Source organism: Streptomyces sp. NPDC048606 (genome assembly GCF_040650855.1).
GTDB lineage: Bacteria > Actinomycetota > Actinomycetes > Streptomycetales > Streptomycetaceae > Streptomyces.
In genome coordinates, this window is the sequence record NZ_JBEZIB010000009.1 from 200577 (window position 1) to 224777 (window position 24201).

Here is a 24201-nt window from a genome sequence, read left to right on the forward strand (position 1 = left end):
GGAAAGGTGTGGTTCGGCCCGTTATGTGGACCTTACGGTTACTCCGAACGGGGCAGGTGGTCGAGGTGGGCGTACGGGGCGGGACGTGCGGGTCAGACGGCCGTCAGTCCGTGCGCCGCGAAGATCGCCTTGGCCTCGGTCAGCTGCGCGGCGCTGGGCGAGGGCGTGTCGTGGAGGGTGAAGGGCATGTCCAGCGCCTCCCATTTGCTCTCGCCGAGCTTGTGGAAGGGCAGTACGTCGACCCGTGAGACGTTGCCGAGGGCGCCGGCGAAGGCCGCGACGCCTTCGACGTTGTCGGGTGCGTCGGTCAGGCCCGGTACCAGGACGAAGCGCAGGTGGACCTCCTTGCCGAGGTCGGCGAGGCGGCGGGCGAAGTCCAGGGTGGGTTCCAGCGGGCGCCCCGTGACGCGGCGGTAGGTCTCGCGGTCCCAGGACTTGATGTCGAGGAGGACCAGGTCGGTGTCGCGCAGGAGGGCGTCGGTGGCGCGGGCGCCGAGGAAGCCGGAGGTGTCGAGGGCGGTGTGCAGTCCGAGTTCGTTCTTCATGCGGTGCAGCAGTTCGCCGGCGAACACGGGCTGGAGCAGCGGTTCGCCGCCGGAGACGGTGGCGCCGCCGCCGGAGGCGGAGATGAACCGGGTGTACTTGCGGGCCTCGGCGATGACGGCGTCAGCGGAGGTGCGCTTGCCGTTGCGCATGCGCATGGTGTCGGGGTTGTGGCAGTACAGGCAGGTGAGGGGGCAGCCGGCGAGGAAGGTGACGAAGCGCGTGCCGGGGCCGTCGACTCCGGTGGAGAGGTCCCAGGAGTGCACCGAGCCTTCGCTGGGGCGCTGTGTCGCGGCGGCGGCCGGGGTCTGTCCGGCGCTGACGGGAACCGCCGCCGCGGGGCCGATGGGCAGGCTCGTACCGAAGAGGACGGTCATGGCGGATGCTCCGGTCGTCGTGGGCGGTCTGTCGGGTCTGTCGGGTCTGTCGGTCGTCGTACTGCCCGGGGGTGCGGGCCGGGGGTGGTCGGGTCGCGCGGCTCCGGGGCAGGGGGTGAGGCCCGGTCCCGGGCCGCGCGGTCCGGTGGTCCGCCGCCCCGCCCGCGGTGGCGGGCGGGTGGCGGGGGCGGCCGGCTCTAGAGCGAGCCGTGGAAGGTGCGGTTCAGCACGTCGAGCTGCTGGTCGCGGGTGAGGCGGACGAAGTTCACCGCGTAGCCGCTGACGCGGATGGTCAGCTGCGGGTAGTTCTCGGGGTGCTCCATGGCGTCCATGAGGGTGTCGCGGTTGAGGACGTTGACGTTCATGTGGAAGCCGTCGACCGCCATGTAGCCGTCGAGGACGCCCGCCAGGTTCTTGATCCGCTCCTCGGGGGTGCGGCCGAGGGCGTCGGGGGTGACGGTGTTGGTCAGCGAGATGCCGTCCTCGGCGTCTTCGTAGGGGAGCTTCGCGACGGACAGGGCCGAGGTGACGTAGCCGTGGGTGTCGCGGCCGTTCATCGGGTTGGCGCCCGGGGAGAAGGGCTCGCCGGCGCGGCGACCGTCGGGGGTGTTGCCGGTCTTCTTTCCGTAGACGACGTTCGAGGTGATGGTCAGCACGGACTGGGTGTGTTCGGCGCCCCGGTACGTCTCGTGCTTGCGGACCTTCTTCATGAACTCCTCGACGAGCCAGACGGCGATGTCGTCGACGCGGTCGTCGTTGTTGCCGAAGGCCGGGTAGTCGCCCTCGATGGTGTAGTCGGTGGCGAGGCCGGTCTCGTCGCGGACGGCGGTGACCTTCGCGTACTTGATCGCCGAGAGGGAGTCCGCGGCGACGGAGAGGCCGGCGATGCCGCAGGCCATGGTGCGGCGGACGTCGCGGTCGTGGAGGGCCATCTCGATGCGCTCGTAGGCGTACTTGTCGTGCATGTAGTGGATGACGTTGAGGGCGTGGACGTAGGTCGCGGCCAGCCATTCCATCTGGTGGTCGAACTTGGCCATGACCTCGTCGTAGTCGAGGACCTCGGCGGTGAGCGCGCCGGTCTCGGGGCCGACCTGCGCGCCGGACTTCTCGTCCCGGCCGCCGTTGATCGCGTACAGCAGGGTCTTGGCGACGTTGACGCGGGCGCCGAAGTACTGCATCTGCTTGCCGACGGGCATGGCGGAGACGCAGCAGGCGATGGCGGTGTCGTCGCCGAAGCGGGGGCGCATCAGCTCGTCGGACTCGTACTGCACCGAGGAGGTGTCGATGGAGACGCGGGCGCAGAACTCCTTGAAGCCCTGGGGCAGTCGCGGCGACCAGAAGACCGTCATGTTCGGCTCGGGGGCGGGGCCGAGGTTGTAGAGGGTCTGGAGGTAGCGGAAGGAGGTGCGGGTGACCAGCGGGCGGCCGTCCTCGCCCATGCCGGCGATCGACTCGGTGACCCAGGTGGGGTCGCCGGAGAACAGTTCGTCGTACTCGGGGGTGCGCAGGAAGCGGACGATGCGGAGCTTGATGATGAAGTCGTCGACGAGTTCCTGGGCCTGCTCCTCGGTGAGGACGCCGGCCTCGATGTCACGCTGAAGGTATATGTCGACAAAGGTGGAGGTGCGGCCGAGGGACATGGCCGCGCCGTTCTGCTCCTTCACGGCGGCGAGGTAGGCGAAGTACAGCCACTGGATGGCCTCGCGTCCGGTGCGGGCGGGGGCGGAGATGTCGTGGCCGTACGAGGCGGCCATGGCCTTGAGTTCGGCGAGTGCCCGGATCTGTTCGGCGAGTTCCTCGCGCAACCGGATCGTCTCCTCCAGGGGACGGTTGCCCGCGGGAAGGGCGTTGAGCTCCTCCTTCTCCTCCTTCTTGAAGGCGATGAGGCGGTCGACGCCGTAGAGGGCGACGCGGCGGTAGTCGCCGATGATGCGTCCGCGGCCGTACGCGTCGGGGAGGCCGGTGACGATGCCGGCCTTGCGGGCGGCGCGGATCTCGGGGGTGTAGGCGTCGAAGACGCCGGCGTTGTGGGTCTTGCGGTATTCGGTGAAGACCTTCTCCAGTTCCCCGGAGACGGGGTAGCCGTAGGTCTCCAGGGCGCCGGCGACCATGCGCCAGCCACCGTAGGGCATGATCGCGCGCTTGAGCGGGGCGTCGGTCTGGAGGCCGACGATCAGGTCCTTGTCGCGGTCGATGTAGCCGGGGGCGTGGGCGGTGATCGACGAGGGGATGTCGTGGGCGATGTCGTAGACGCCCTTCTCGCGCTCCTGCGGGAACTTGTCCGTGATGGCCTTCCACACGGCGGTGGTGCGCTCGGTGGGGCCGGCGAGGAAGGAGTCGTCCCCCTCGTAGGGCGCGTAGTTCTGCTGGATGAAGTCGCGGACGTCGATGGCGTCGCGCCACAGGCCGCCCTTGAAGCCCTCCCAGGCCTGGCCGTTCTTCGTGGATTCCGCAGGAGTGGCAGTCATCGCCGGCACCTTCCGAGTCGCCTCATTGCTTGTATCCATTGCACGCCCTTTGATCGATCATTTGGGGCCGCATTGGTCCTGAGGTGGGACCCGAAAGTCCTGCGGGTTTCGGCCACGGCGCGACATCAGCCTGTTTGACCTGCTGGTTCATGAGGGACCAAGGTCCATCGTGCGCTTGTGAATGCATTCACAAGAAATGGAGAACGGGGTCGAAAATCAGACGATCCGAACCATCACGAAGCCTGTGGATATCGCGACGACGGTCGTCACGAGCCCCGGCAACATGAAGGAGTGGTTCACGACGAACCGGCCCACCCGGGTGGTGCCGGAGCGGTCGAAGTTGATGGCGGCGATGAAGGTCCCGTAGGTCGGCAGCAGGAAGTAGCCGTTGACGGCGGGCCACATGGCGATCAGGAGGGGTGCGGGTATGCCGAGCGCGAGCCCGAGGGGCATCAGGGCCTTGGTGGTGGTGGCCTGGCTGAACAGCAGTGCGGAGAGGAGCAGCAACATGACGGCGAAGAACCAGGGGTGTTCCCGGGCGACGCCTCCGAGGGCGCCGGTGATCCGGTGTTCGTTGGCGCCGATGAAGGAGAGCCCGAGCCAGGACAGGCCGAAGACTCCGATGACGGCGACGAGGCCGGAGCGGGCGACCTCGGTACCGGGTATCCGCTTGGCGTCGACGCGGCAGCACAGCAGGATCAGCGCGGCCACGGACATCATGAGGATCTCGATGGTCGCGGGCATGGACAGCGGAGCGTTGCCGACCGTGGGGCGGAGCCCGGGAAAGAGACCGCTGACGACGACGGCGACGGTCCCGCCGAGGAAGAGGTACGCCGACCGGCGCGCCCGTGGCCGCGGGGCCGGCCGCGAGCCGGCTTCGGCGGGGGCCGGGAGGTCGATGTCGCCGGTGGCCGCCTTGCGCAGGTACGCGGGGTCCTGGTCGAGCTCCCTGCCGATCCGGGACTGGACGGTGGCGGCGACGAGGATGCCCAGGAGGGTCGCGGGGACGGCGACGGCCATGATGCGCGGCAGGTTCCAGCCGTCGCCGTCGAACAGCACGATCATGGCGGCCATGGCCGCGGACACGGGTGAGGCGGTGATACCGAAGGTGGCGGCGATCGAGGAGACGGCGATGGGGCGCTCGGGGCGGACGCCTCCCTCCCGGGCCACGTCGTGGATGACGGGCAGGAGGGGGTAGAAGACGTGGGCCGTGCCGGCCCCGAGGGTGAAGGCCCAGGAGACGAGGGGGGCCACGTAGACGACCCTGCGGGGGTTGCGTCGGATCGCGCGTTCGGCGACGCCCACGAGGTGGTCGATGCCGCCGGCCGCCTCCATCGCGGCGGCTGCCGTGATCACCGCGAGGATGATCAGCATCACGTCGACGATGCCGGAGGTGTCGGCCGGGGCGACCTTGAAGACGGTCGCCAGGACGAGGACGCCCACGGCCCCCCACAGCCCCATGGCCACTCCCCCCTTGCGCGAGCCCATCGCGATGGCCGCGACCATCACGGCGAGTTGCAGGAACATGCCGAGCACGGCGTCGCCTTTCGCGGGAGGGAAGGCCCCGGGGCCGGGCCGGCCGGAGCCGGGCCGAAGCCGGGGCCGGGCGTCGGGGCCGGGGAGGTGTCGGGGCCTGGCCGGGCCGGGATGCGACCAGGCCGAGCCAGGACGGGCCAGGCCGAGCCGGGGGCCGGCCGGGGCCGGACACGGCCTCGGCCGGGGCCCGCCGGGTGGAGCCGGCCAGTCAGGGCGGGCCGCGCCGGGGGCCAGGACGGGCCCTGGGCAGGGAGGAGGCACGAGCCGGAGGAGGTCGAGCGGGGGAAGTCCGAGCTGGACGAAGGCCTGAGCGGGGAGGTCCGACTGCGGAGGCCTCAGCGGGAGGCGGTCCGAGCGGGGGCGCCCCTCCAGGGGCACCCCCGCCGTGGGGGCGAGCCAGCGGTCGGCCCCCACCGCGGGCGGTGGGCGGCGGCGGGCCGGGGGGTCAGCTGGGGGCTTCGGCGTTCTTGCGGGCGTAGAACCACCAGGCCACGACCACGCAGCTGGCGTAGAAGGCCACGAAGCCCCACATGGCGCTGGTGACGGCGAAGTTGGCGAACATCGCCGGGATGAAGAAGAAGCCGTAGGCGGCGATGGCGGCGGTGAAGCCGGTGACGGCGCCGGACTCGATCTCCGCCTGCTTGAGGGCGGCGGCGTACTCGGGGGTGCCTTCGTCGAGGCCCTTGAGGTGCAGGCCCCTGAAAATGACCGGGATCTGGCGGAAGGTCGAACCGTTGCCGATGCCGGAGAAGAAGAAGGCCGCGAGGAAGCAGAGGAAGAAGCCGGGGAAGGAGCCGGCGTCGGAGCCGCCGGGAAGGAAGTTGATCACGCCGATGATGGAGGCACCCATGCCCACGAAGGACAGGATCGTCACCCGCGCGCCGCCCAGCTTGTCGGCGATCCAGCCGCCGGCCCAGCGGGCCAGTGCGCCGAGGGCCGGGCCCATCCAGGCGTAGGTGGCGACGGAGTAGGCCGGGAAGGTGGTCTTGATCAGGAGCGGGAGGGCCGCGGCGAAGCCGATGAAGGAACCGAACGTGCCGACGTAGAGCCAGGTCATCACCCAGTTGTGCTTGCGCTTGAAGATGACCTTCTGCTGGCTGAAGGGGGTGGAGGCGACCTTGAGGTCGTTCTGGCCGAACCAGGCGATCGCGGCGAGCACGATCAGGACGGGGACCCAGACGAAGGCGGCGTTCTGGAGGTAGATCTCCGAGCCGTCGGCCTTCTTCTGGCCGGCGCCGATGGCCAGGACGGAAGCGGTGATCAGGATGGGGGTGAGGAGTTGTACGACGGAGACGCCGAGGTTGCCGAGGCCGCCGTTGATGCCGGTGGCGTTGCCCTTCTCGGCCTTCGGGTAGAAGAAGCCGATGTTGGCCAGCGAGGAGGAGAAGTTGGCGCCGCCGATGCCGCAGAGCGCGGCGATGGCGACCATGGTGCCGTAGGAGGTGTCGGGGTTCTGCACGGCGAAGCCGAGCCACAGCAGCGGCACGATCAGCACCACGGTCGACAGCGCGGTGAAGCGGCGCTGGCCGATCCTCGGTCCGAGGAATGTGTAGAAGATGCGGGCGGTGCCTCCGGTGATGCCGGGGACGGCCGTCAGCCAGAACAGCTGCGACTGCGAGAAGCCGAAGCCGACGTCCTTCAGGTTGGTCGCCGTGATGCTCCAGACCTGCCAGACCACGAAGGCCACCAGCAGGGCCGGTACCGCGATCCACAGGTTGCGGGTCGCGACCTTCTTCCCGGTGGTGCGCCAGAAGGCGGGATCCTCGGGCGTCCACTGCGTGATGGTGCGTCCCGGGCGGTACTGCGCCGGGTCGGCGAGTGTCCCCTTCGCCGGCGCCTGTTGCGTGGTGGAACTCATGGCGTGGTCCTGAACGTTGAGACGGGTCCTGACCTATCCAGAGTCCGCCGCCGCGGGTGGCCGGCGTCAGGGGCGAACGTCGCGTGGGCGACAGGACAAGGTCCCGCCGCCCACGGTGCCTTCGGCGCCCTGCGGGCGGGCCGATCAGCGGTCCGCCGGCTCCTGGGTCGGGCGCAGGTCGGTCGCGTCGACCACGGGGAGGGTCACCTCGGGGTCGTCGAGGCAGACTCCGGTGCGCAGGTCGAAGACCTGCTTGTGCATCGGGGAGGCGACGACGGGCACGCCGTCGCGCGATCCCATGATGCCGCCGGCCATGACGTCCGCGCCGGAGAAGGGGTCGCGGTCGCCGACGGCGTACACGGCGCCCTCGCGGGTCCTGAAGAGGGCGGCGCGGGTTCCGTCGGGCAGGACGGTGCTGCGGCCCCGGCCCGGTTCGAGGACCTCGGCGGCGGCGTCGAGGCCCGCCCCGGTCGCGCCGAAGTCGACGTCCGCGAGGTCGACGGGGCCGAAGCGTTCCAGGGCCGTCGGGTCCTCCAGGACGGCTTGCCATTCGTCCCGGTAGGCGGCGACGTGCCGGTCCATCTGGGCTTCGAGTTCGGCGGCGATCCCGAGGGAGTCCTCGACCAGCACGGCCTTGAGGTGTTCCAGGCCGCCGTCGAGGCGTTCGATCCAGGTGGCGGTGCGTTCGAGGCGTTCGCCGGTGCGGATGTAGTACATGAGGAACCGGTCGACGAGCGCGAACAGTTCGGCGGTGTCGAGGTCGGCGGCCAGCAGGTCGGCGTGGCGGGGGCTGGCGCCGCCGTTGCCGGCGACGTAGAGGTTCCAGCCCTTCGCGGTGGCGATGACGCCGACGTCCTTGCCTCGGGCCTCGGCGCACTCGCGCAGGCAGCCGGAGACGCCGCCCTTGAACTTGTGGGGGGTGCGCAGGCCCCGGTAGCGCAGTTCGAGGTCGACGGCGAGCCGGATGGAGTCGCCCTGGCCGAAGCGGCAGAAGCGGGCGCCGACGCAGGACTTCACGGCGCGCAGGGATTTGCCGTAGGCCTGTCCGGATTCGAATCCGGCCGCGCCCAGGCGTCGCCAGATGTCGGGGAGCTGTTCCCTGCGCACCCCGAAGAGTCCGATCCGCTGCGCGCCGGTGATCTTGGTGTAGAGGTCGTGGTCGCGGGCGATCTCGCCGAGGGCGATGACCTGCTCGGCGGTGATCTCGCCGCCGGCGACGCGCGGGATGACGGAGTAGCTGCCGTCCTTTTGCAGGTTGGCGAGGAAGAGGTCGTTGGAGTCCTGGAGGGTGGCCTGTTCGCCGTCGAGGACGTGGCCGAGTCCGAGGTCGGGTGCGAGGGTGGCCAGGATGTTGGCGACGACGGGCTTGCAGACGGCGCAGCCGTCGCCGCCCCGCCCGTGGGCGTCCAGCAGCTCGCCGAAGCCGCGGATGCGTTCGGTGCGGATCTTCTCGTAGATCTCGGAGCGGGTCAGGGCGAAGTGTTCGCACAGGCCGCGCGGTCGGTGGACGCCGGCGGCGGCGAGTTCGGTGTCGAGGACGTCCTGGAGGGTGCCGAGGCAGCCGCCGCAGCCGGTGCCGGCCTTGGTGCACTTCTTGATCCCGGCGATGTCGGTGAGGGACCGGGCGGTGACGGCCTCGCGCACCTGTCCCTTGGTGACGTTGTGGCAGGAGCACACGACGGCGTCGTCGGGGAGGGTGTCCGCGCCGGGCGGGGGCGTGCCTTCGCCGGTGGGCAGGATGAACGCCTCGGGGGGTGCGGGCAGGGGCCTGCCCGCGTGCGGTTGGAGGGAGCCGTAGGCCTGGGCGTCACCGACGAGGATTCCGCCGAGCAGGGCGCCGTCGGGGCCCAGCAGGAGCTTCTTGTAGACGCCCTCGCGGGTGTCGGAGAAGAGGACGGAGACGGCTCCGTCACGGCCCTCGGGGGCGAAGGGGTCGCCGAAGGAGGCGACGTCGGCGCCCATGAGCTTCAGCTTCGTGGAGGTGTCGGCGCCGGTGAAGGTCAGCTCGCCGGCGCCGGCGAGGGCGTCGGCGACGGTCTCCGCCATCCGGTAGCCGGGGGAGACGAGCCCGTACACCTTGCCGTCGACGCTCTGGGCGCACTCGCCGACGGCGTAGACGTACGGGTCGCTGGTGCGGCAGTGCGCGTCGACGACGACGCCGCCGCGGTCGCCGACGGCCAGCCCGCACTCGCGGGCGAGGCGGTCGCGGGGGCGGACGCCGGCGGAGAAGACCACGACGTCGGAGCTGATCTCCTCGCCGTTGGTCAGGCGCAGCGTCCGGGCCCGGCCGTCGGTGTGCGTGCCGACGGCGGCGGCGCCGACGCCGGTGTGGACGGCGACGCCCATGGACTCGATGGTGGCGCGCAGTGCGGCGGCGCCCCCGTCGTCGACCTGGAGCGGCATCAGTCGGGGTGCGAACTCGACGACGTGGGTGGTCAGTCCGAGGGTGCGCAGGGCTCCGGCTGCTTCGAGGCCGAGGAGTCCGCCGCCGATGACGACGCCGCTGTGGACGTGGTCGGCCGCGGCATAGGTGGTGAGGGCCTCCACGTCGTCGAGGGTGCGGTAGGTGAAGCAGCCGTCGGCGTCGGCGCCGTCGATCGGCGGTACGAAGGGGTAGGAGCCGGTGGCGAGGACGAGGGCGTCGTAGCGCAGGACGGCCCCGGTGCGGCTGGTGACGGTGCGGGCGGCGGTGTCGATGGCGGTCGCCGGGTCCGCGAGGCGCAGGTCGATGCCGTGGCGTGCGAGGAATCCGGGTTCTACGAGGCCGAGTTCGCTGTCGCCGGCGCCGGTGAAGGCGGCGGAGAGGTGCACCCGGTCGTAGGCGGGGCGGTCCTCCTCGGCGAGGACGACGACGTGCCAGCCGGGGCCGTCGGGGTGGTCGGGGGTGGTGAGCGCGTCGCGTTCGGCGAGTGCCTCCAGCAGGCGGTGTCCCACCATGCCGTGGCCGATGACAACCAGCGTCTGCGCCATGGGTCTCACTCCGTCGTACGTGCGTGCGGGCGTTGTGGCCCTTTCGACGGTAGGCGCGCGGGGTCGGCGCGGGGGTCCGTGAAAGGCCCTGTGGCGGGGGCCCGCGGACCTGTTCGGGAGGGGGCCGGGCGGCCCGCCCGGAGGGGGACCTGTGGCCTGCGGCGCGGGTCGTTGGCCGGGGGTCGCGGGGGCTCGCCGCGCCCTAGCGTGGAGGGGTCGGCCCCGGGTTCCCGCGGGCCGCCGCCGGCCCGGCCCCTCCGGGTCGGTGTGTCGCGGGCGGCGTCGCGGGGGCGTCCGCCGAGGGCCCGGTCGCCGGAGGCACCCCATGCTCGTACTCGCCGTGCACGGCAGCGCGGTCCCGGCCGCCGCGGCGGCCATCGCCCGGCTCTGCGCCCTCATCGAGGCGCGCGGCGGGGTCCGCCCGCTGGTGGGGCACCTGGACGTGCAACGGCCGTCGCTCGCCGAGGTCGTCCGGGAACATCCGGACGCGGTGGTGGTGCCGCTGCTGCTCGGTGACGGCTACCACCGTCGGGTGGACGTCCCGCGGGTGCTGGAGGGGACGGACTGCGTGCTGACGGAGGGCCTCGGCGGTGAGCGGGAGGTGGCGCTCGCCCTCTACGAACGCCTACGGGAGGCCGAGCGTCGGCGGGGCGGCCTGGAGCGGGCCGACGCGGTGGTCGTGGCCGGCGCGGGTTCATCCCGCCCGGGCGGCGACGCCGGTACGCGGGACTGTACGGAGCGGCTGTCCGCGCTGCTCGCGTACGACCGTGCCCCGGGGCGCCCGCCGTCCGCGCCGACCCGCCCGACCGCCCCGCGCCGCCCGAGCGGCCCGCCCTCCCCGACCACCCCGCCCGACCCCGCGATCCCGTCCGGGCCGGGAGTCCTGTCGGGCCCGCCGGGGCTGCCGGGGCTGCCGGGGCTGCGGGGGCTGCCGGGGCTGCCGGGGCTGCCGGGGCTGCCGGGGCTGCCGGGCACAGCAGAGCTGGGCGGCCCGGGAGTCCCGGCCGGCCAGGCGGGCCCTGTGGGCATGGCGGACCTGACCGGTCCGGATCCGGCGGTCCCGCCGGGCTTGGGTCCGGCCTGCCCGCCGGGCCCGGGTCCGGCCGTCCCGCAGGGCTCGCGTCCGGCTGGCACAACGGGCTCGGGTCCGGCCGTCCCGCAGGGCCCGGGTCCGGCCGTCCCGCAGGGCTCGAGTCCGGTTGGCACAGCGGGCTCGGGTCCGGCGGGGGTGTCCGGCCGGTGCTTCCCGCGCGGGGCGGACGCTGGCGCGGGCGCGCCGACCGGTCCCATCGCTCCCGCCTCCCCCGTCGCGCACGTCACTCCCGTCATCCCCGGCGCTCCCGTCGTCGCTGGCGCTCCCGTCGTCGCCGGCGCTCCCGTCGTGCCCGGCGCTGCGGTCACCCCCGGCGCCGTCGTCGCTCACGTCACTTCCGTCATGCCCAGCGCTCCGATCACACCCGGCGCTCCCGTCGTGCCCGGCACTCCGGTCACCCCCCGCACTCCCGTCACACCCGGCGCTCCCGTCGTCCCCGGCGCCCCCACCGCCCGCGTCGTTCCCGTGGTGGTCGCCTACCTGACCTCGGCCGGGCCGACCGTGCCCGAGGCGGTGGCCGCGTTGCGCGCGGCGGGCCACGAGCGGATCGCGGTGGCGGCGCACCTGCTGGCCCCGGGCCGGTTCACGCGCGCCCTGGCCGGGGCGGGTGCGTGGGTGGTCTCCGATCCGCTGGCCGACCATCCGCGGATCGCGCGCCTGGTGCTGGAGCGGTACGCGTCGGCCATGGCCTGTCGTCGAACTCCCGTCGTCGCCCGCAGGGCGGCCCCACGGCGTCCGGTGCGTGCTCTCGGCGCGCCGGAGGGAAGCCCGCGCACCGGGACGTACGCGGGCCCCCGTCCGGTGCGGCGAGAGCGCGTACCGGGCGTCGCGGGGCAGACGGGAGATTGACGACAGCACGCCGGGGAGCCTCCGCCCGGGGTACGCGGGCGCTCCGAGCCGCGCGCCTCGCCTCGTAGCCTCGCGGGCACTGCTGTGCTGGGCGGTATGACGTACGTACCGATGACCGCCCGCAGTCGCGACGAGGACCACCGGGCGGCGACCCCGCTGGAGCTGTTCTTCGACCTCTGTTTCGTCGTCGCGATCGCGCAGGCCGGTCAGCGCCTCGTGCATGCGCTGGCGGAGGGGCATCCCGGGACCGGGGTGATCGGCTACGCGTTCGTGTTCTTCGGGGTGTGGTGGGCGTGGATGAACTTCACGTGGTTCGCGTCCGCCTACGACTGTGACGACGTGCCGTACCGGATCGCGACGCTCGTCCAGATCGCCGGTGTGCTGGTCTACGCGGCGGGCGTGAGCCGCGCGTTCGACGAGAACGACTGGACGGTGGCCGTCATCGGCTACCTGATCATGCGCGTGGCGTTGACCGCGCAGTGGTTGCGGGCGGCGGCCGGCGAGAGCGGCGGGGCCCGGACGGCGGCGCTGCACTACGCGGCGGGTCTGGTGATCTGCCAGGCGGGCTGGGTGGCGCTGCTGTTCGCGCCGAACGACCTCAAGCGGTGGTTGTTCCTGGTGCTGGTCTGCGCGGAACTGATGGTTCCGGTGTTGGCGGAGCGGCACCACCAGACGCCGTGGCACGCCCACCACATCGTGGAGCGGTACGGCCTGTTCACGATCATCGTGCTGGGCGAGACGATCGCGGCGAGCACGGTGGCGGTGAAGTCGGCGCTGGAGGAGAACGAGGCCCTCGGCGAGCTGCTGCCGATCGCCGCCGGTGGGCTCCTGATCGTCTTCGCCGCGTGGTGGATCTACTTCGCGGTGCCGATGCACGAGCGGCTGACCAGCAACCGGGAAGCGATCCCGTGGGGCTACGGCCACCTGTTGATCTTCGCGTCCGGTGCGGCGATCGGAGCGGGCATCGAGGTGGCGGTCGAGCACGCGGTGGGCAAGGCGCACATCTCGCAGGTCGCCGCGAACGCCGCCGTCACCGTCCCCTCGGCGGTGTTCCTGCTGATGGTGTGGCTGCTGCACTCGCGGCACTTCAAGCGCGGGGCGGCCCAGCAGCTGGTGCTGCCGGTCACCGCGCTCGCGCTGCTGGCCTGCACGTGGGCGGGCCCGTACGCCGTCCTGTACGCGGGTCTGGTCGCGACGGCCTCCGTCATCGTGGGCATGACCCTCGCGGTACGCGGCCGGCCGGCGGGCGGCCCCCTCACCGGCCACTGAGGCCACCGGAACCACCGGGGCCACCGGGGCCGCGCGGACCGTCACCGCGCGGACCGTCACCCCGGCGCCGCCCCCACCGTTCTCCAGCACGGGACGCCACGCACCACGCACCACGCATCACGCACCCACGGCCTCCCGGTCGACCCCCGCCGGCGCGAGCGGCCGGCGCGAGGGCGGCGGCGTTCCGGCGGCGAGCGAAGGCCGGCGGCGAGCGACAGAAGGAAGAAGCGACGCCCATGACACTCCCGGCCCAGCGACACCTGCCCGACCCCGGCGCCGACCCCGGCCCCGACGCCGCGTCCGGCCCCGGCCGGGAACTGGCCGAGCCGGGCTTCTGGCAGCGGCCCCCCGCCGACCGGCTGGCGGCCTTCGCCCGTCTGCGCGCCCTGGACTCCCCGGTGTTCGTCCCCGAGGGCGCCGGCCACTGGGCCCTCGTACGGCACGCGGACGTGCAGGAGGCGAGCCGACTGCCGAAGGTGTTCGCGAGCGCCCCCGGCGTCACCACGCCCGAGCCGGCCCGCTGGGTGCGGGCCCTGTTCGGGGACTCGATGGTGAACCTGGACGGCCCCGACCACGCCCGGCTGCGGAAGATCGTGCAGCGGGCGTTCACGCCCCGGCTGCTGGCGGCGGCCGAGGCGGACATCCACGCGGTCGCGGCCCGGATCGTGGACGACGTACTGGCGGAACGGCCCGACGAGTTCGTCTCGGCGGTGGCCTCCCGACTGCCGCTGGAGGTCATCTGCAACATGATGGGGATCCCGCAGCGCCACCGGGCGGAGATCGCCGCCCGGGTCGACCACGCCTCGGAGAACATCGGCGTCGAGCGGGGCCTGGCGTCCCGGTTGCGGATGCCGGGGCGCGGGCTGCGGGCGCTGGCCCGCATGCAGCGGATGGTCGCGGGGATCGGGCGGGAACGGCGCCGCAACCCCACCGACGACCTGATCTCGGCGCTGGTCCGCGCGGACGTCGACGGGCAGGCACTCGGCGCCCGACAACTCGGCGCCTTCTTCAGCCTGTTGATGGTGGCCGGCGTCGAGACCACCCGGAACGCGATCACCCACGGGCTGACCCTGCTGACGGACTTCCCCGACCAACGGGACCTGCTGCTCTCGGACTTCGAGAAGTACGCCGACGGTGCCGTCGACGAGATGATCCGGCACTCGACGCCGATCATCCAGTTCCGCCGGACGGTGATCGCCGAACACACTCTGGGCGGGCGGCTGTTCCTGCCCGGCGAGAAGGTGGTTCTGTACTACGCCTCCGCCAACCGCGACGAGGCCGTCTTCCCCGACCCGGACGCCTTCGACATCACCCGCTCCCCCAACCCCCACCTGGGGTTCGGCGGCGGCGGGCCGCACTTCTGCCTGGGGGCGCACCTGGCCCGGGTGGAGATGAAGGCGCTGTTCCGGGAACTGCTGACGCGGCCCGTGGGGCTGCGCGCGGTGGGGCTGCCGGATCTGGCGGGGTCCAACTTCGACAACCGCGTCCGCTCGCTGCGGTTCGCCTTCGAACAGCCCACCGCCTGACTCCGCCGCCCGGCCCCACCACCCGCCCCGGCCGCCGGAACGGGCCGGGAACAGGCCGGCGGAACAGGCCACCGGAACCGGCGAGGCGGCCGACCGACGGAACCGGCCGCCGGGCAGGCTGGGGGCCCGGCGGCCGGAGTGCGTGCGCGGGCGGCGGGGGGCGCCGTGCGGCCGCGGCCGCTACTTCTGCAGGCTCTGCACCGTGACGAGGCAGTGGGCGCAGTCGTTCAGCACCGCCTCGTCGCCGGCGAACTCCCGCAGGGCCTCCTCCGTGACGGGCTTGCCGGGCACGGCCTCGGGCCAGGAGCGCGTGGAGAACAGGAAGTACGCGCGGCCGCTCTCGCGGGCCGCCTCCACCCACTCGTCCGGCGCGGTGCAGGTGACGTTCAGGCCGGGGAGGGTCAGGGCGATCTGGTTGTCGGCGAGGACGACCTTGACCTGGAACTTGTGCGGGTTGGCGGTGCCGTCCTCGACGACGTCGCCGATGCGCAGGCCCATGTCCGCCAGCAGGCCGCGCGCGGCCCCCTCCGAGCCCTGCGGGCCCTGCGGGCCGTCGCCGAGCGGGTAGGCGAGGAGGTAGGGCATGTCGTGGCCCTCGGAGGGGTCTCCGATCCAGGCGAGCACGGAAAGGGTGCCGAGCTGGGAACGGTCGGTCTCGGCTTGCGTTGAAGTCATGCGCCGCACCTTAGTGGCCGCGGCCCCGACCCTTTCACGGCCTTTCACCCGGGCGGGCTAGACCGCCCAGAATCCACCTCCGGAATTCGCCTGCATGTTCGCGTCCACGTACTGGAGGCGCGCAATGCGCACGTTTTCCGGGATTTCGAACACGACCCAGCCTTCGGCCCGTTCACCGACCTCCAGGGAATCGAAGACGAGCGGTTTGCCGGTGGTGAGTTCCCCGGTGCGCACGGCGGGGTGGCGCTTGCCGGCGGTGTCGTACGCCCACATGCGCCCGAGCGCCCCGTACGAGGCCCCGCCGACGTTGACGAACGACATCGAGGCGGCCACCCAGCGCCTGCCGGCGGGCGGGACGAAGTTCTTCTCGACGCTGACGGCCGGGTCCACGAACGCGGCCAGCACCACCTGGAGGTGGCGGCCCACCTGCCGCCCCCGTACCCGTACGGAGTCACCCACGTGGGCATCCTTCGCGCCGGGGCGCGCCGCCGCACCCTCGGGGGCGGCCGGGTCCGCCTCCGCGCCCGGGGCCGCGTCGTCGACCGGGACGGCGGGCACGGCGGCGGGGGCCACCGCCGCTCCCTCGGAGGAGCCGGAGCAGGCCGTGGCGCCGAACAGCAGGGCGGGGAGCAGGAGGGGCAGGACGGCGGCGGAGGCGAAAGCGGAAACGGACTGACGCATACGGGAACCCCTTCGGGGATCTTCGGCGCGGGGATTATTCCGGCCAGTCTCACGCGCCCGAGCGGGGAATTGCACACACCGACACGAGCACGCGCGGCCACTTGCCGCGCAACTGCCCCCACAATGCCTTGCGACGGGTTCCGCCGACGAAATCCGTCACCCCCACCCGAGCGGGCAGATACCGCGTCAACCTGGAGGAACCATGGCCGTTTCCGTATCCCGACTGACCCTTGCGGCGCTTTCCGCGGTGGTCGCCGCGACCGCCTTCACCACACCGGCGGGGGCGGCCGCGTACGGAAATGGGATTTCCGTACGGGAAGAGGCGCACCTGAACCCGGACAACACCGTCACCCTTTCCGGGACCTACCGGTGCGCACCGGCGTCACCCGTGGGGACGGTTCAGATCTCGGCGACGCTGATCCAGGAGGGGACCCGCCTCACCTTCGGCGGTGACCAGGCCCCGAACTGTGACGGCGAGGAGCACGAGTGGACGGCTTCGGGGACCCTGCGCATGACGCCGGGCGTGCATCCGGGGGCGGCCCGCGCGGAAACGCGTCTGCAGCGGGTCGGCACCTCGGGCACCGGGCTCATCCCGCGCGCGGTGCACGCCTCGAACCTCGCGGAGGACGGCCGGGAGGTCACCCTGAGCCACTCGCTCCGCTAGTCCGGCAGCCCCACGGGCCCTACACGCACCGCACGTCCCGCGGGCCCCACGCGCACCGCACGCACCGCAGGCCCCGCACGTCCCGCAGTCCGGTAGCCGCCGCTACCGGCACTCGGGCGCGACGCCCGTCATCGACATGAACGCCACCGTCTGGCACCCGGGGTCCGCGTGCGGCCGGCCCGTCGTCCAGTCCACGACCTTCGGCACCCCGGCCACCAGCAGCAGGGCCGCCAGCAGGCCGGTGATCGCGCCCCGGCTCAGGCGGCGCACCGCACGTCCCCACAGATCCTTTCCATGGCCGCATCATCACCCCGCGCCCGCCCGCCCACAACCGGGAGTGAGGCCCCGCTCACCCTCGGGAGCCGACCGGGCGCGCTCACCAGGAACCGAGCGGGCCGCGCGGACCGCCCGCCGCACCCGCCGAACCGGTCGCCCCCGCAGCTCCCGCCGCACCCGCCGCACCCGCCGCACCCGCCGCACCCGCCGCGTCGAACTCGCACCACACGGCCTTGCCGTCACCCCGGGACTCCACGCCCCAGTGCGTGGCCAGGGCGTCCACGAGCAGCAGCCCGCGCCCGGTGGTGGCCGCCTCGCCGGGGCTGCGCCTGCGCGGCCACACGCTGGAGCGGTCCTTGACCCACAGCCGGATCCGCCGCACCGGCTCGGGCAGCACCTCCATGGTCAGCACCGCTCCGCCGTCGGTGTGCAGCAGGGCGTTGACCAGCAGCTCCCCCGCCGCCAGTTCCACGTCGTCGGCCAGTTCGGGCATGCCCCAGTCGCGCAGGGCCTGCCGCAGCGCGTAGCGGGCCTCCGAGAGGCCTTCGGGGTCGGCCTGGTGGACGTACTGGTGGATGCGGGGGGCCCGGTGGGTGCCCGGGTCGGGGGCGCGGCGCAGGACGAGCAGGGCGACGTCGTCACCGGAGCCCCAGCGCTCCCAGAGCCGGTCGGAGAGGTGGTCGGCGAGGGCGCCGGCCTCCTGGGGGCCGCTGCGCACCGCGTGGGCGAGGGCGTCCATGCCGCTGGTGATGATGGTGCCGGGTTCCTCGACGAGCCCGTCGGTGCACAGGACGAGGGTCTCCCCGGGGACCAGGTCGAGTCGGGTCTCGGGGAAGTCCTCCTGTTCGAACATGGAGGCCAGTCCGAGCGGCAGGCCGCCGCGCACGTTGGGCCAGCCGGTACGGCCGTCCGTGTGCCGGATCAGCGGACCGAGGTGGCCCGCGCGGACCGCCCGTACGCCGCCGGTCTCCAGGTCGACCTGGGCGTACATGCAGGTGGCGAAGCGCTCGGTGTCGAGTTCGGCGAGGAAGCGGGAGGCGCGGGCCAGGACGGTGGAGGGCGGGTGGCCCTCGCCGGCGTAGGCGCGCAGGGCGATGCGGAGCTGGCCCATGATGGCCGCGGCGTGCGTGTCGTGGCCCTGTACGTCGCCCACCACGATCCCGACGCGGTCGCGGGGCAGGGCGATGACGTCGTACCAGTCGCCGCCGACCTCGCGTCCGCTCCAGGCGGAGTGGTAGCGGACGGCGATCTCGCCGCCGCTGATGTCGGGGATGCGGCGCGGCAGCATGGCGGCCTGGAGGCCGGTCGCGAACTCGCGTTCCTGGTCGAAGAGGAGGGCCCGTTGCAGGGACTGGGCGACGATGCCGGCGAGGCCGAGGCAGAGGTTGCGTTCCTCGGGGCTGAAGTCGGTGCGCCGCCGGTAGAAGAGCACGAGGCCGCCGATGGCCTTGGCCTGGGCGATGAGCGGCAGGTAGGCGGCGGCGTCGAAGCGGATGCGGTTGAGGTAGTCGGCGAGCAGCGGGAACTCGCCGGCGAGGTCGGTGAGGGAGGTGGCGAAACGTGCCTTCCTGGTGATCACGGCCTGGGACAGCGGCAGGGATCCGTCCAGGCGGGTGAAGCGGCGTTCGCTGAGGATCTCCAGGGATTCGCCGCTCAGGGCGATGATCTTGATGGCGCCGTTCTCGACGAGGCCGAGGGCCAGTCCGTCGGCGCCGAGGCGTTCGAGCGCTCCCGCGCCGGTCAGGGCGGCCGTCACGTCGTCCACGGTCACCGCCCGCGACAGGGCCTCGGTGGTGCGCTGCACGATGGTGGCCTGCTGGGCGCGGGCGGACTCCAGTTTGCGCAGCACGGTGGCGTGGGCGAGCTCGGCGGTCGCGTCGCGCACGATGCCGACGATCCGGCGCGCGCGCCCGTCGGGATCGCGCAGCACCCGGCCCTGGGTGTGGGTCCACTGGTCGACGCCGTCGCGCCGGCGCACCGTGAAGTACGAGCCGTACGTGTTCCCGCCGCCGTCGAGGACCCCGAGCACGGTGTCGGCAAGGCGGGCCGTGTCGTCGGCCGGGATTCGCAGGCCGAGGCCCTCCGGGGTCCGGTCGAACTCCGCCGGCTCCAGGTCGAAGACGGCCATCCCGGCCTCGTCCAGGTTCAGGGTCCCGCCGACGAGGTCCCACTCGAAGCTGCCCATGCCGTTGAGGGCGAGCCGCTCCCCGGGTCCGGTCAGCGGCCCGGACCCGGCGTCCGCGCCCTCCGGCGCGGGGGCCCCGGCGGCCGGGTCCGGGGACACGGCGGCTCCCGCCGCCTCCGCCGCCTCCGCGGCGCCCTCCGTGGCCGCCGCTTCCGCCGTGGCTTCCCCGCCCGCCCGTGCTTCACCCGCCGGCGGCGCGTCGCGCCCCGGTCGGCCCTGCTCCGGCCGCTCGCGCTCCGGCCCGTCGTGCTCCGCCGCTGCCACGAGTCACACCACCTAACGGCCGGGCCAGCACGGCTGGGAGATCAGCCGCTCCCACTCCTCGTCAGGATGCCCCGGAAGGGTGCGTCCGGCCTCCCGCCAGCGCTTGACGAGGGACAGGTAGATCGCGGCCTGATCGCCGGAGCCGAAGGCCGCGAAGGGCCCCGGCCCGGGCGGCGCCGGCGCCGCCGGTCGCGCCGGGGACTGCTCCGCGCGGCTGGCGGGGATGCGCACCCAGCCACGGCCGCCCTGTGCTCGCTCCGCGCCCATCGCGGACCCCTCTCACGGTGGATGTCAGCGTAGAAACGTCGTCTTCGGATTCGGTTGCCCGGCGGCGTCCCGGTCCTGCCGGGCGCCGGCGGTGGAGCCCGGCAGCGGTCCCCGGGCGCCGAGGCGCCCCCGGACTCCTTTCACCAGTCTCCCCGCCGTGAACCCCGCACCGTGCACGAATCGCATGGAAGGGCCGAATGAGGGAGCCGTGAGCAGCCCCGCGAAGAAGAGTCCCGGCCACGACGACTCGAAACCGGGCCCCAGCTCGGGCGTCCCCCCGTCCCCGACGGTGGCCAGCGCGGCCCGCAGTCCGGCGTCGAGCAGCGCCAGCCGGCGCAGGTCCGGGGCGAAACCGGTGGCGGCGATGACGTGCCCGGTGTCCAGGACGAGGGACTCCCCCGAGGCGGTGGTCAGCCCGAGGCGGGTCCGGCCGCCCTCGGCCGCCACCGCCCGCCGCAGCCGGTGGCCCAGCAGCGCCGGCACCCGCCCCTCGAAGCGTTCCCGCAGCCACCACGCCCCGGCGGGCCCCAGGGCCGTCGCGGCGATCCGTTCCCGCCGCGCCGCGGACAGGTGCCGTACCGCCCACGGCAGCTCCGCCCACACCCAGCTGCGCCACCCGGTGCCCAGCCCGCTGTGGGGTTCGCGCAGGGCCCGCAGCGGGGGCCGGCTCAGGGGTTGCGGGACGGTGTTCCAGTTCAGGCGCGCTCTGCGGGCCACCAGGGACGGTCGGGCCCCCGCCTCCGCGAGCAGGGTGGCGGTCTCCAGGGCGGCCTGGCCGGCTCCGAGGACGGCGACGTCCTGACCGGCGAACCGGGTCAGGTCCCGGTGGCCGCTGCTGTGCGACCAGTGGCCGGGCGGCAGCTCCCGCAGCGCCTCGGGGCTGTGCGTGAACGGCATCACGCCGACGGCGAGCGCGACCGTCCGGGTGGCGAGCGGCGGGCCTTCGGCGGTGCGGACGAGGAACCCCTCGCCCTGCGGGGCGACCTCGGTGACGGTCACCTCCTCGACCTCGGGGGTGGCGCGGGCGGCGAACCAGAGCCCGTACTCGCTGAAGGTGCCGATCGGCAGGGGCCTGCCGTGCACGGCGGGCCGTCCCCGGGCGGCGCAGAACTCCTCCAGGGTGTGCCGGCCGCCGGGCGCCGACAGGTTCGAGGCCCAGGGCTCGGACTTCAGGTACATGCCCTCGGGCATGTGGTCGCGCCAGGAGGCCATGGGGCGCCCCAGCAGCCGTACGCCGATCCCGGCCGCGGCCGCGTGCGCGGCGATCGACAGGCCGTACGGGCCCGCGCCGATCACCACGAGATCGTCCATGCGCGTCACGGGTCTTCCTCCAGCTCGTCACGGTCCATCGGGGGTCGGGCGGCACTCACCGGCTGACCAGCTCGTCCGGTTCGGCCGGACGGGTCGCCCCCGAGGGCCGGCCCGGCGCCGGCCGGTCCGGGCCCGCCGCCCGATCGGAAGCGCTCGCCGCCGCAGGGCCGCCGCCCACCGCCTCGTCGCCGCCGCGTTGGCGCGGGGTGCGTACCGCCCGGGCCGTACGCCGACCCTGCGCGGGCACGTCCCGCAGGGCGCGCGCGCCCTTGCCCAGGCCCCGCCCGAGGAAGGCGCCGAGCATCGCGAGGAACGGCGCGAGGTCGTCGGCGGCGAACCAGGCCGCCTCCGTACGTCCCCGCCGCACCGGGTCGGGAGTCCGCGCCGGCCCGGCCTTCGCGGGGGTCGCGCCGGCCGGTCGTACGCCGCCCCGCGGCGGCCCGTCCGGCCCCGGGCCGGGGCGTCGCCCGGCCGGCACCACGGGGACCCGCGCCGCGCCCTCACCCGAAGCGCCCGCCCCACCCGACCCGCCAGACCCGCCCGCGGCGTCCGTCCGGGGCGCCGGGGCGTGCCGGCGCGGCAGCGAGCGTCCGCGTACGGCGGCGAGCAGGGCGTAGTTCTCGGCGACGAAGAGCCGCCCGGGGCCTCCGGTCGGCTCCGGGACCCGTTGCCCCGTCAGATCGAGGTACATGGCCTGGACGACGTCCAGCCCGGAATCGTCGGTGAACAGTCGGAACTGGGCGCCCGGGCGGGGGTTGAAGTCCACGAGCCGGAAGGTGCCGCGTTCGTCGCGGCGGAAGTCGAGGTCCAGGATCCCCTGGTAGCCGAGCCGTTCGGCGAGCCGCAGTCCCGCTTCCTCCACCGCCGGGTCGGGCAGCCAGCGGCCCACCGCGGTCAGCCCCGTCCGCACGGGCCAGGACAGTTCCTTGCGGCCGGATCCGGTGAGCAGGGGGCGCCCGCCCCGGGCGAAGGCTCCGTGGAAGAACCGGTCGGTGTCCCCTCCGGCGGGCAGGAAGCGTTGGAGCAGCAGGCGGCTGCCGGCCTCGGCGGAGCGTTCGTACAGGCCGCGCGCCTCGCCGGTGCTGTGGACGAGGGTGGTGCTGCGCAGTCCGGCGCCGGCGGGCAGCAGCCAGGGCCGGCTCCACTTGGCGACCACCGGGAGTCCCAGCCGCCAGGCGGCCTCGGCCGCCTCGGCGCCGCTCGCCGGGATCACCGTCTCGGGGTGGGGGACGCCCCAGCGGGCGCACAGGCGGGACAGTTCGGCCTTGTCGGCCACCCGGGCGGGCAGGTTGTCGGGCTGATGGGGGATCCGGAAACGGTCCGTCAGCCCCGCCCCGACGCGGGACACGGCGATGGCGCTCAGATCGTCCATGGCGACGAGGACGGCGGGCCGGCCGATCCGTTCGGAGACCCGGGTCAGGCACTCCAGCAGGGCCTGCGGGGCCTCGGGGTCGAGTCCTCCGTCGGGCCCGGTGTGCACGGCGCGCAGATAGCGCGAACGCCCCACGGGACCTCCCCCGGCCTCGACGACGGCATGGACCTCCACTCCCCTGCGCCCCAGGGATCTGACGGCGCCGAGGGTTCCGTGGTGGAACGGATTGCGATCGAGTCTGAGCAGGACAGCGGGCACATGGCCGTCGAACGCGTGCATGGGAACGGTGTCTTTCACCTAGTCGGACCAAGCGGGATGGAGGGGCACCTGCTAATGGCCTACGCAGCGGCCGGCGAACAGGCCATTAGTCGGATCTGATGCCTAACGTCTGTGGCAAGCACACCGGTTCAGGAACGCTCGGGAGACGCCATGCCCAGACCACACCGCCGACTGGCGAGCACCTGCGTCGGTACGGTCACGGCCGGAATCCTGGCGACCGGCGCCGCCCTCGCGGCACCGGAGGAGGAGGCGTCGAAGGGCTCCGACATCGCGATGGGGGCCTTCCTCGACTCCGGGACGGCGGGGGTCGCCCGGATCCCGAACCTGTCGAGCTGGCTGGGCGGCCGGGAGATCCGGGTCGGGCACACGTATCTGCCCGGCGACGTGTGGCCCGCCATCGAGGGCAACGTGAACTTCCTGTCGTCCTGGGCCGCCTGGCGGCAGGCCGAGGACGACAGGATGTTCGTCCTGAACGTGCCCATGCAGGCCCGCAACGAGGCCCGGGTGCCGGACTACCAGGTCGCCCAGCTGATCCGGGCCGGCGCGGAGGGCCAGTACGACCACCACTTCCGCCGGCTCGCCGAACGGCTGGTGTCGCTGGGCGTGCCGGACACGGTGATCGTGCTCGGCTGGGAGATGAACGGCACCACCTACACCCACCGCTGCGGTCCGGACCCGGAGAACTGGAAGGCGTACTGGCGGCGGATCGTCACCACGATGCGGGCCGTCCCCGGCCAGGAGTTCCGGTTCGACTTCGCGCCCAGCCGGGGCACGGACAACATCGCCTGGACCCGCTGCTACCCGGGCGACGACTTCGTCGACATCGTCGGCATGGACTCGTACGACCAGGCTCCGGGCCGCACCTTCGACGAGCAGGTCGCCCAGCCGTACGGGCTCCAGGCGCACGTCGACTTCGCGAAGGCGCACGGGAAGCCGATCTCCTACCCGGAGTGGGGGCTGTTCCGCAACGGGGACAACCCGGAGTACGTGCGGCGCATGCTGAAGTGGATCGAGCAGCACAAGCCGATCTACCACACCATCACGGACTACTGCCCGCACGGCGTGTGGCAGTGCAAGGCGAACCCGCAGTCCTCGAAGGTCTTCCGCGACGCGCTGACCCCGCAGGTCCCGACGCCGGTCGACCCGACCCCGCCCGTCGTGCCCACGCCGCCCGTGGTCCCGACGCCGCCGGTCGTGCCCACCCCGCCGGTCGTCCCGACCCCCCAGGTCCCGACGCCCCAGGTCCCCACCCCGCAGGTGCCGACCCCCCAGGTGCCCGCGCCCGAGGTACCCAAGCCCGAAGTGCCCGCGCCCGAGGTGCCCACGCCCGCCCCGGCTCCCACGCCGGTGCCGGAGCCCCCCGCACAGCCCCTGCCGTCCCTGCCGCCCGTGGACCCGGGACCGGAGCCGCTGCCGGAGCCCGAGGTCAGCGTCCCGCCCGTCGAACCCCTGCCCGAGGAGCCGGCCCCCGCCCCGGAGCCGACCCCGACCCCGACCCCGAAGCCCGACGTGTCGGTGCCGCCGGTGTTCCCGCCGGCCCCCGCCCCGCCGACCCCGACCCCGGTACCCCTGCCGGAGCCGCCCCAGCCGCCCGCCCCGCCCCGGCCGCCCACCAACGGCACCCAGTGGTGCGTGCCGCTCAACTTCGGCGAGTGGATGTCCGGGCTGGTCGGCAACCAGTCCGTCTGCTTCAAGCTCGACTGGGGCGACGACTTCGACTTCTGGCCCTTCTAGCCGG

At 73.4% G+C, this 24201-nt stretch carries 17 protein-coding genes; 5 read left to right on the top strand and 12 right to left on the bottom strand.

Features of this window, described 5'->3' with window-relative positions:
• Positions 1–92: 92 nt before the first annotated feature.
• The 5 genes from pflA to nirB form a co-directional block, all read right to left on the bottom strand.
• On the bottom strand, positions 93–920 hold the full coding sequence (gene pflA, locus AB0D01_RS12655) for a pyruvate formate-lyase-activating protein (RefSeq protein WP_363055113.1): 828 nt from the start codon (positions 918–920) through the stop codon (positions 93–95).
• Positions 921–1117: 197 nt separating this feature from the next.
• A complete protein-coding gene (pflB, locus tag AB0D01_RS12660; RefSeq protein WP_363055114.1) occupies positions 1118–3388 on the bottom strand; it encodes a formate C-acetyltransferase in 2271 nt (756 codons plus the stop codon).
• 216 nt (positions 3389–3604) lie between these two features.
• Positions 3605–4915, bottom strand: coding sequence for an anaerobic C4-dicarboxylate transporter family protein (locus AB0D01_RS12665; RefSeq protein ID WP_363055177.1), 1311 nt, complete (start codon positions 4913–4915; stop codon positions 3605–3607).
• Positions 4916–5369: 454 nt separating this feature from the next.
• The gene (locus AB0D01_RS12670; protein WP_363055115.1) at positions 5370–6782 is read right to left on the bottom strand and encodes a NarK family nitrate/nitrite MFS transporter; all 1413 of its coding nucleotides are present in this window, start codon (positions 6780–6782) and stop codon (positions 5370–5372) included.
• 144 nt (positions 6783–6926) lie between these two features.
• The gene (nirB, locus tag AB0D01_RS12675) at positions 6927–9752 is read right to left on the bottom strand and encodes a nitrite reductase large subunit NirB (protein ID WP_363055116.1); all 2826 of its coding nucleotides are present in this window, start codon (positions 9750–9752) and stop codon (positions 6927–6929) included.
• Positions 9753–10077: 325 nt separating this feature from the next.
• On the opposite strand from nirB, the gene AB0D01_RS12680 reads away from it, so the two are divergent.
• From AB0D01_RS12680 to AB0D01_RS12690, 3 genes are all read left to right on the top strand, one after another.
• Complete coding sequence (locus tag AB0D01_RS12680) at positions 10078–11694, top strand: CbiX/SirB N-terminal domain-containing protein (RefSeq protein WP_363055117.1); 1617 nt, start codon at positions 10078–10080, stop codon at positions 11692–11694.
• A 96-nt stretch (positions 11695–11790) separates the two neighbouring features.
• Positions 11791–12963 (top strand): low temperature requirement protein A, encoded by a 1173-nt coding sequence (locus AB0D01_RS12685; RefSeq protein ID WP_363055118.1) that lies wholly within the window; start codon positions 11791–11793, stop codon positions 12961–12963.
• A gap of 236 nt (positions 12964–13199) precedes the next feature.
• Positions 13200–14489, top strand: coding sequence for a cytochrome P450 (locus AB0D01_RS12690; protein WP_363055119.1), 1290 nt, complete (start codon positions 13200–13202; stop codon positions 14487–14489).
• Between the two features lie 180 nt (positions 14490–14669).
• Here AB0D01_RS12690 and AB0D01_RS12695 read toward each other — a convergent pair whose 3' ends face one another.
• Together AB0D01_RS12695 and AB0D01_RS12700 are read right to left on the bottom strand one after the other, a co-directional pair.
• On the bottom strand, positions 14670–15164 hold the full coding sequence (locus tag AB0D01_RS12695; RefSeq protein WP_363055120.1) for a DUF5949 family protein: 495 nt from the start codon (positions 15162–15164) through the stop codon (positions 14670–14672).
• A gap of 57 nt (positions 15165–15221) precedes the next feature.
• Positions 15222–15845, bottom strand: coding sequence for a hypothetical protein (locus AB0D01_RS12700; RefSeq protein WP_363055121.1), 624 nt, complete (start codon positions 15843–15845; stop codon positions 15222–15224).
• A gap of 202 nt (positions 15846–16047) precedes the next feature.
• Here AB0D01_RS12700 and AB0D01_RS12705 point away from each other — a divergent pair, with 202 nt between their 5' ends.
• The gene (locus AB0D01_RS12705) at positions 16048–16509 is read left to right on the top strand and encodes a DUF6299 family protein (protein ID WP_363055122.1); all 462 of its coding nucleotides are present in this window, start codon (positions 16048–16050) and stop codon (positions 16507–16509) included.
• A 102-nt stretch (positions 16510–16611) separates the two neighbouring features.
• Here AB0D01_RS12705 and AB0D01_RS12710 read toward each other — a convergent pair whose 3' ends face one another.
• The 5 genes from AB0D01_RS12710 to AB0D01_RS12730 form a co-directional block, all read right to left on the bottom strand.
• On the bottom strand, positions 16612–16779 hold the full coding sequence (locus AB0D01_RS12710) for a hypothetical protein (protein WP_363055123.1): 168 nt from the start codon (positions 16777–16779) through the stop codon (positions 16612–16614).
• A 106-nt stretch (positions 16780–16885) separates the two neighbouring features.
• The gene (locus AB0D01_RS12715; RefSeq protein WP_363055178.1) at positions 16886–19006 is read right to left on the bottom strand and encodes a SpoIIE family protein phosphatase; all 2121 of its coding nucleotides are present in this window, start codon (positions 19004–19006) and stop codon (positions 16886–16888) included.
• A 240-nt stretch (positions 19007–19246) separates the two neighbouring features.
• Positions 19247–19501, bottom strand: coding sequence for a hypothetical protein (locus AB0D01_RS12720; protein WP_363055124.1), 255 nt, complete (start codon positions 19499–19501; stop codon positions 19247–19249).
• A 24-nt stretch (positions 19502–19525) separates the two neighbouring features.
• Positions 19526–20812 (bottom strand): NAD(P)-binding domain-containing protein, encoded by a 1287-nt coding sequence (locus AB0D01_RS12725; protein ID WP_363055179.1) that lies wholly within the window; start codon positions 20810–20812, stop codon positions 19526–19528.
• A gap of 55 nt (positions 20813–20867) precedes the next feature.
• Complete coding sequence (locus AB0D01_RS12730; RefSeq protein ID WP_363055125.1) at positions 20868–22319, bottom strand: ATP-grasp domain-containing protein; 1452 nt, start codon at positions 22317–22319, stop codon at positions 20868–20870.
• Between the two features lie 294 nt (positions 22320–22613).
• Between AB0D01_RS12730 and AB0D01_RS12735 the strand changes: the two genes are divergently transcribed.
• On the top strand, positions 22614–24197 hold the full coding sequence (locus tag AB0D01_RS12735) for a glycosyl hydrolase (RefSeq protein ID WP_363055126.1): 1584 nt from the start codon (positions 22614–22616) through the stop codon (positions 24195–24197).
• Positions 24198–24201: the final 4 nt, after the last annotated feature.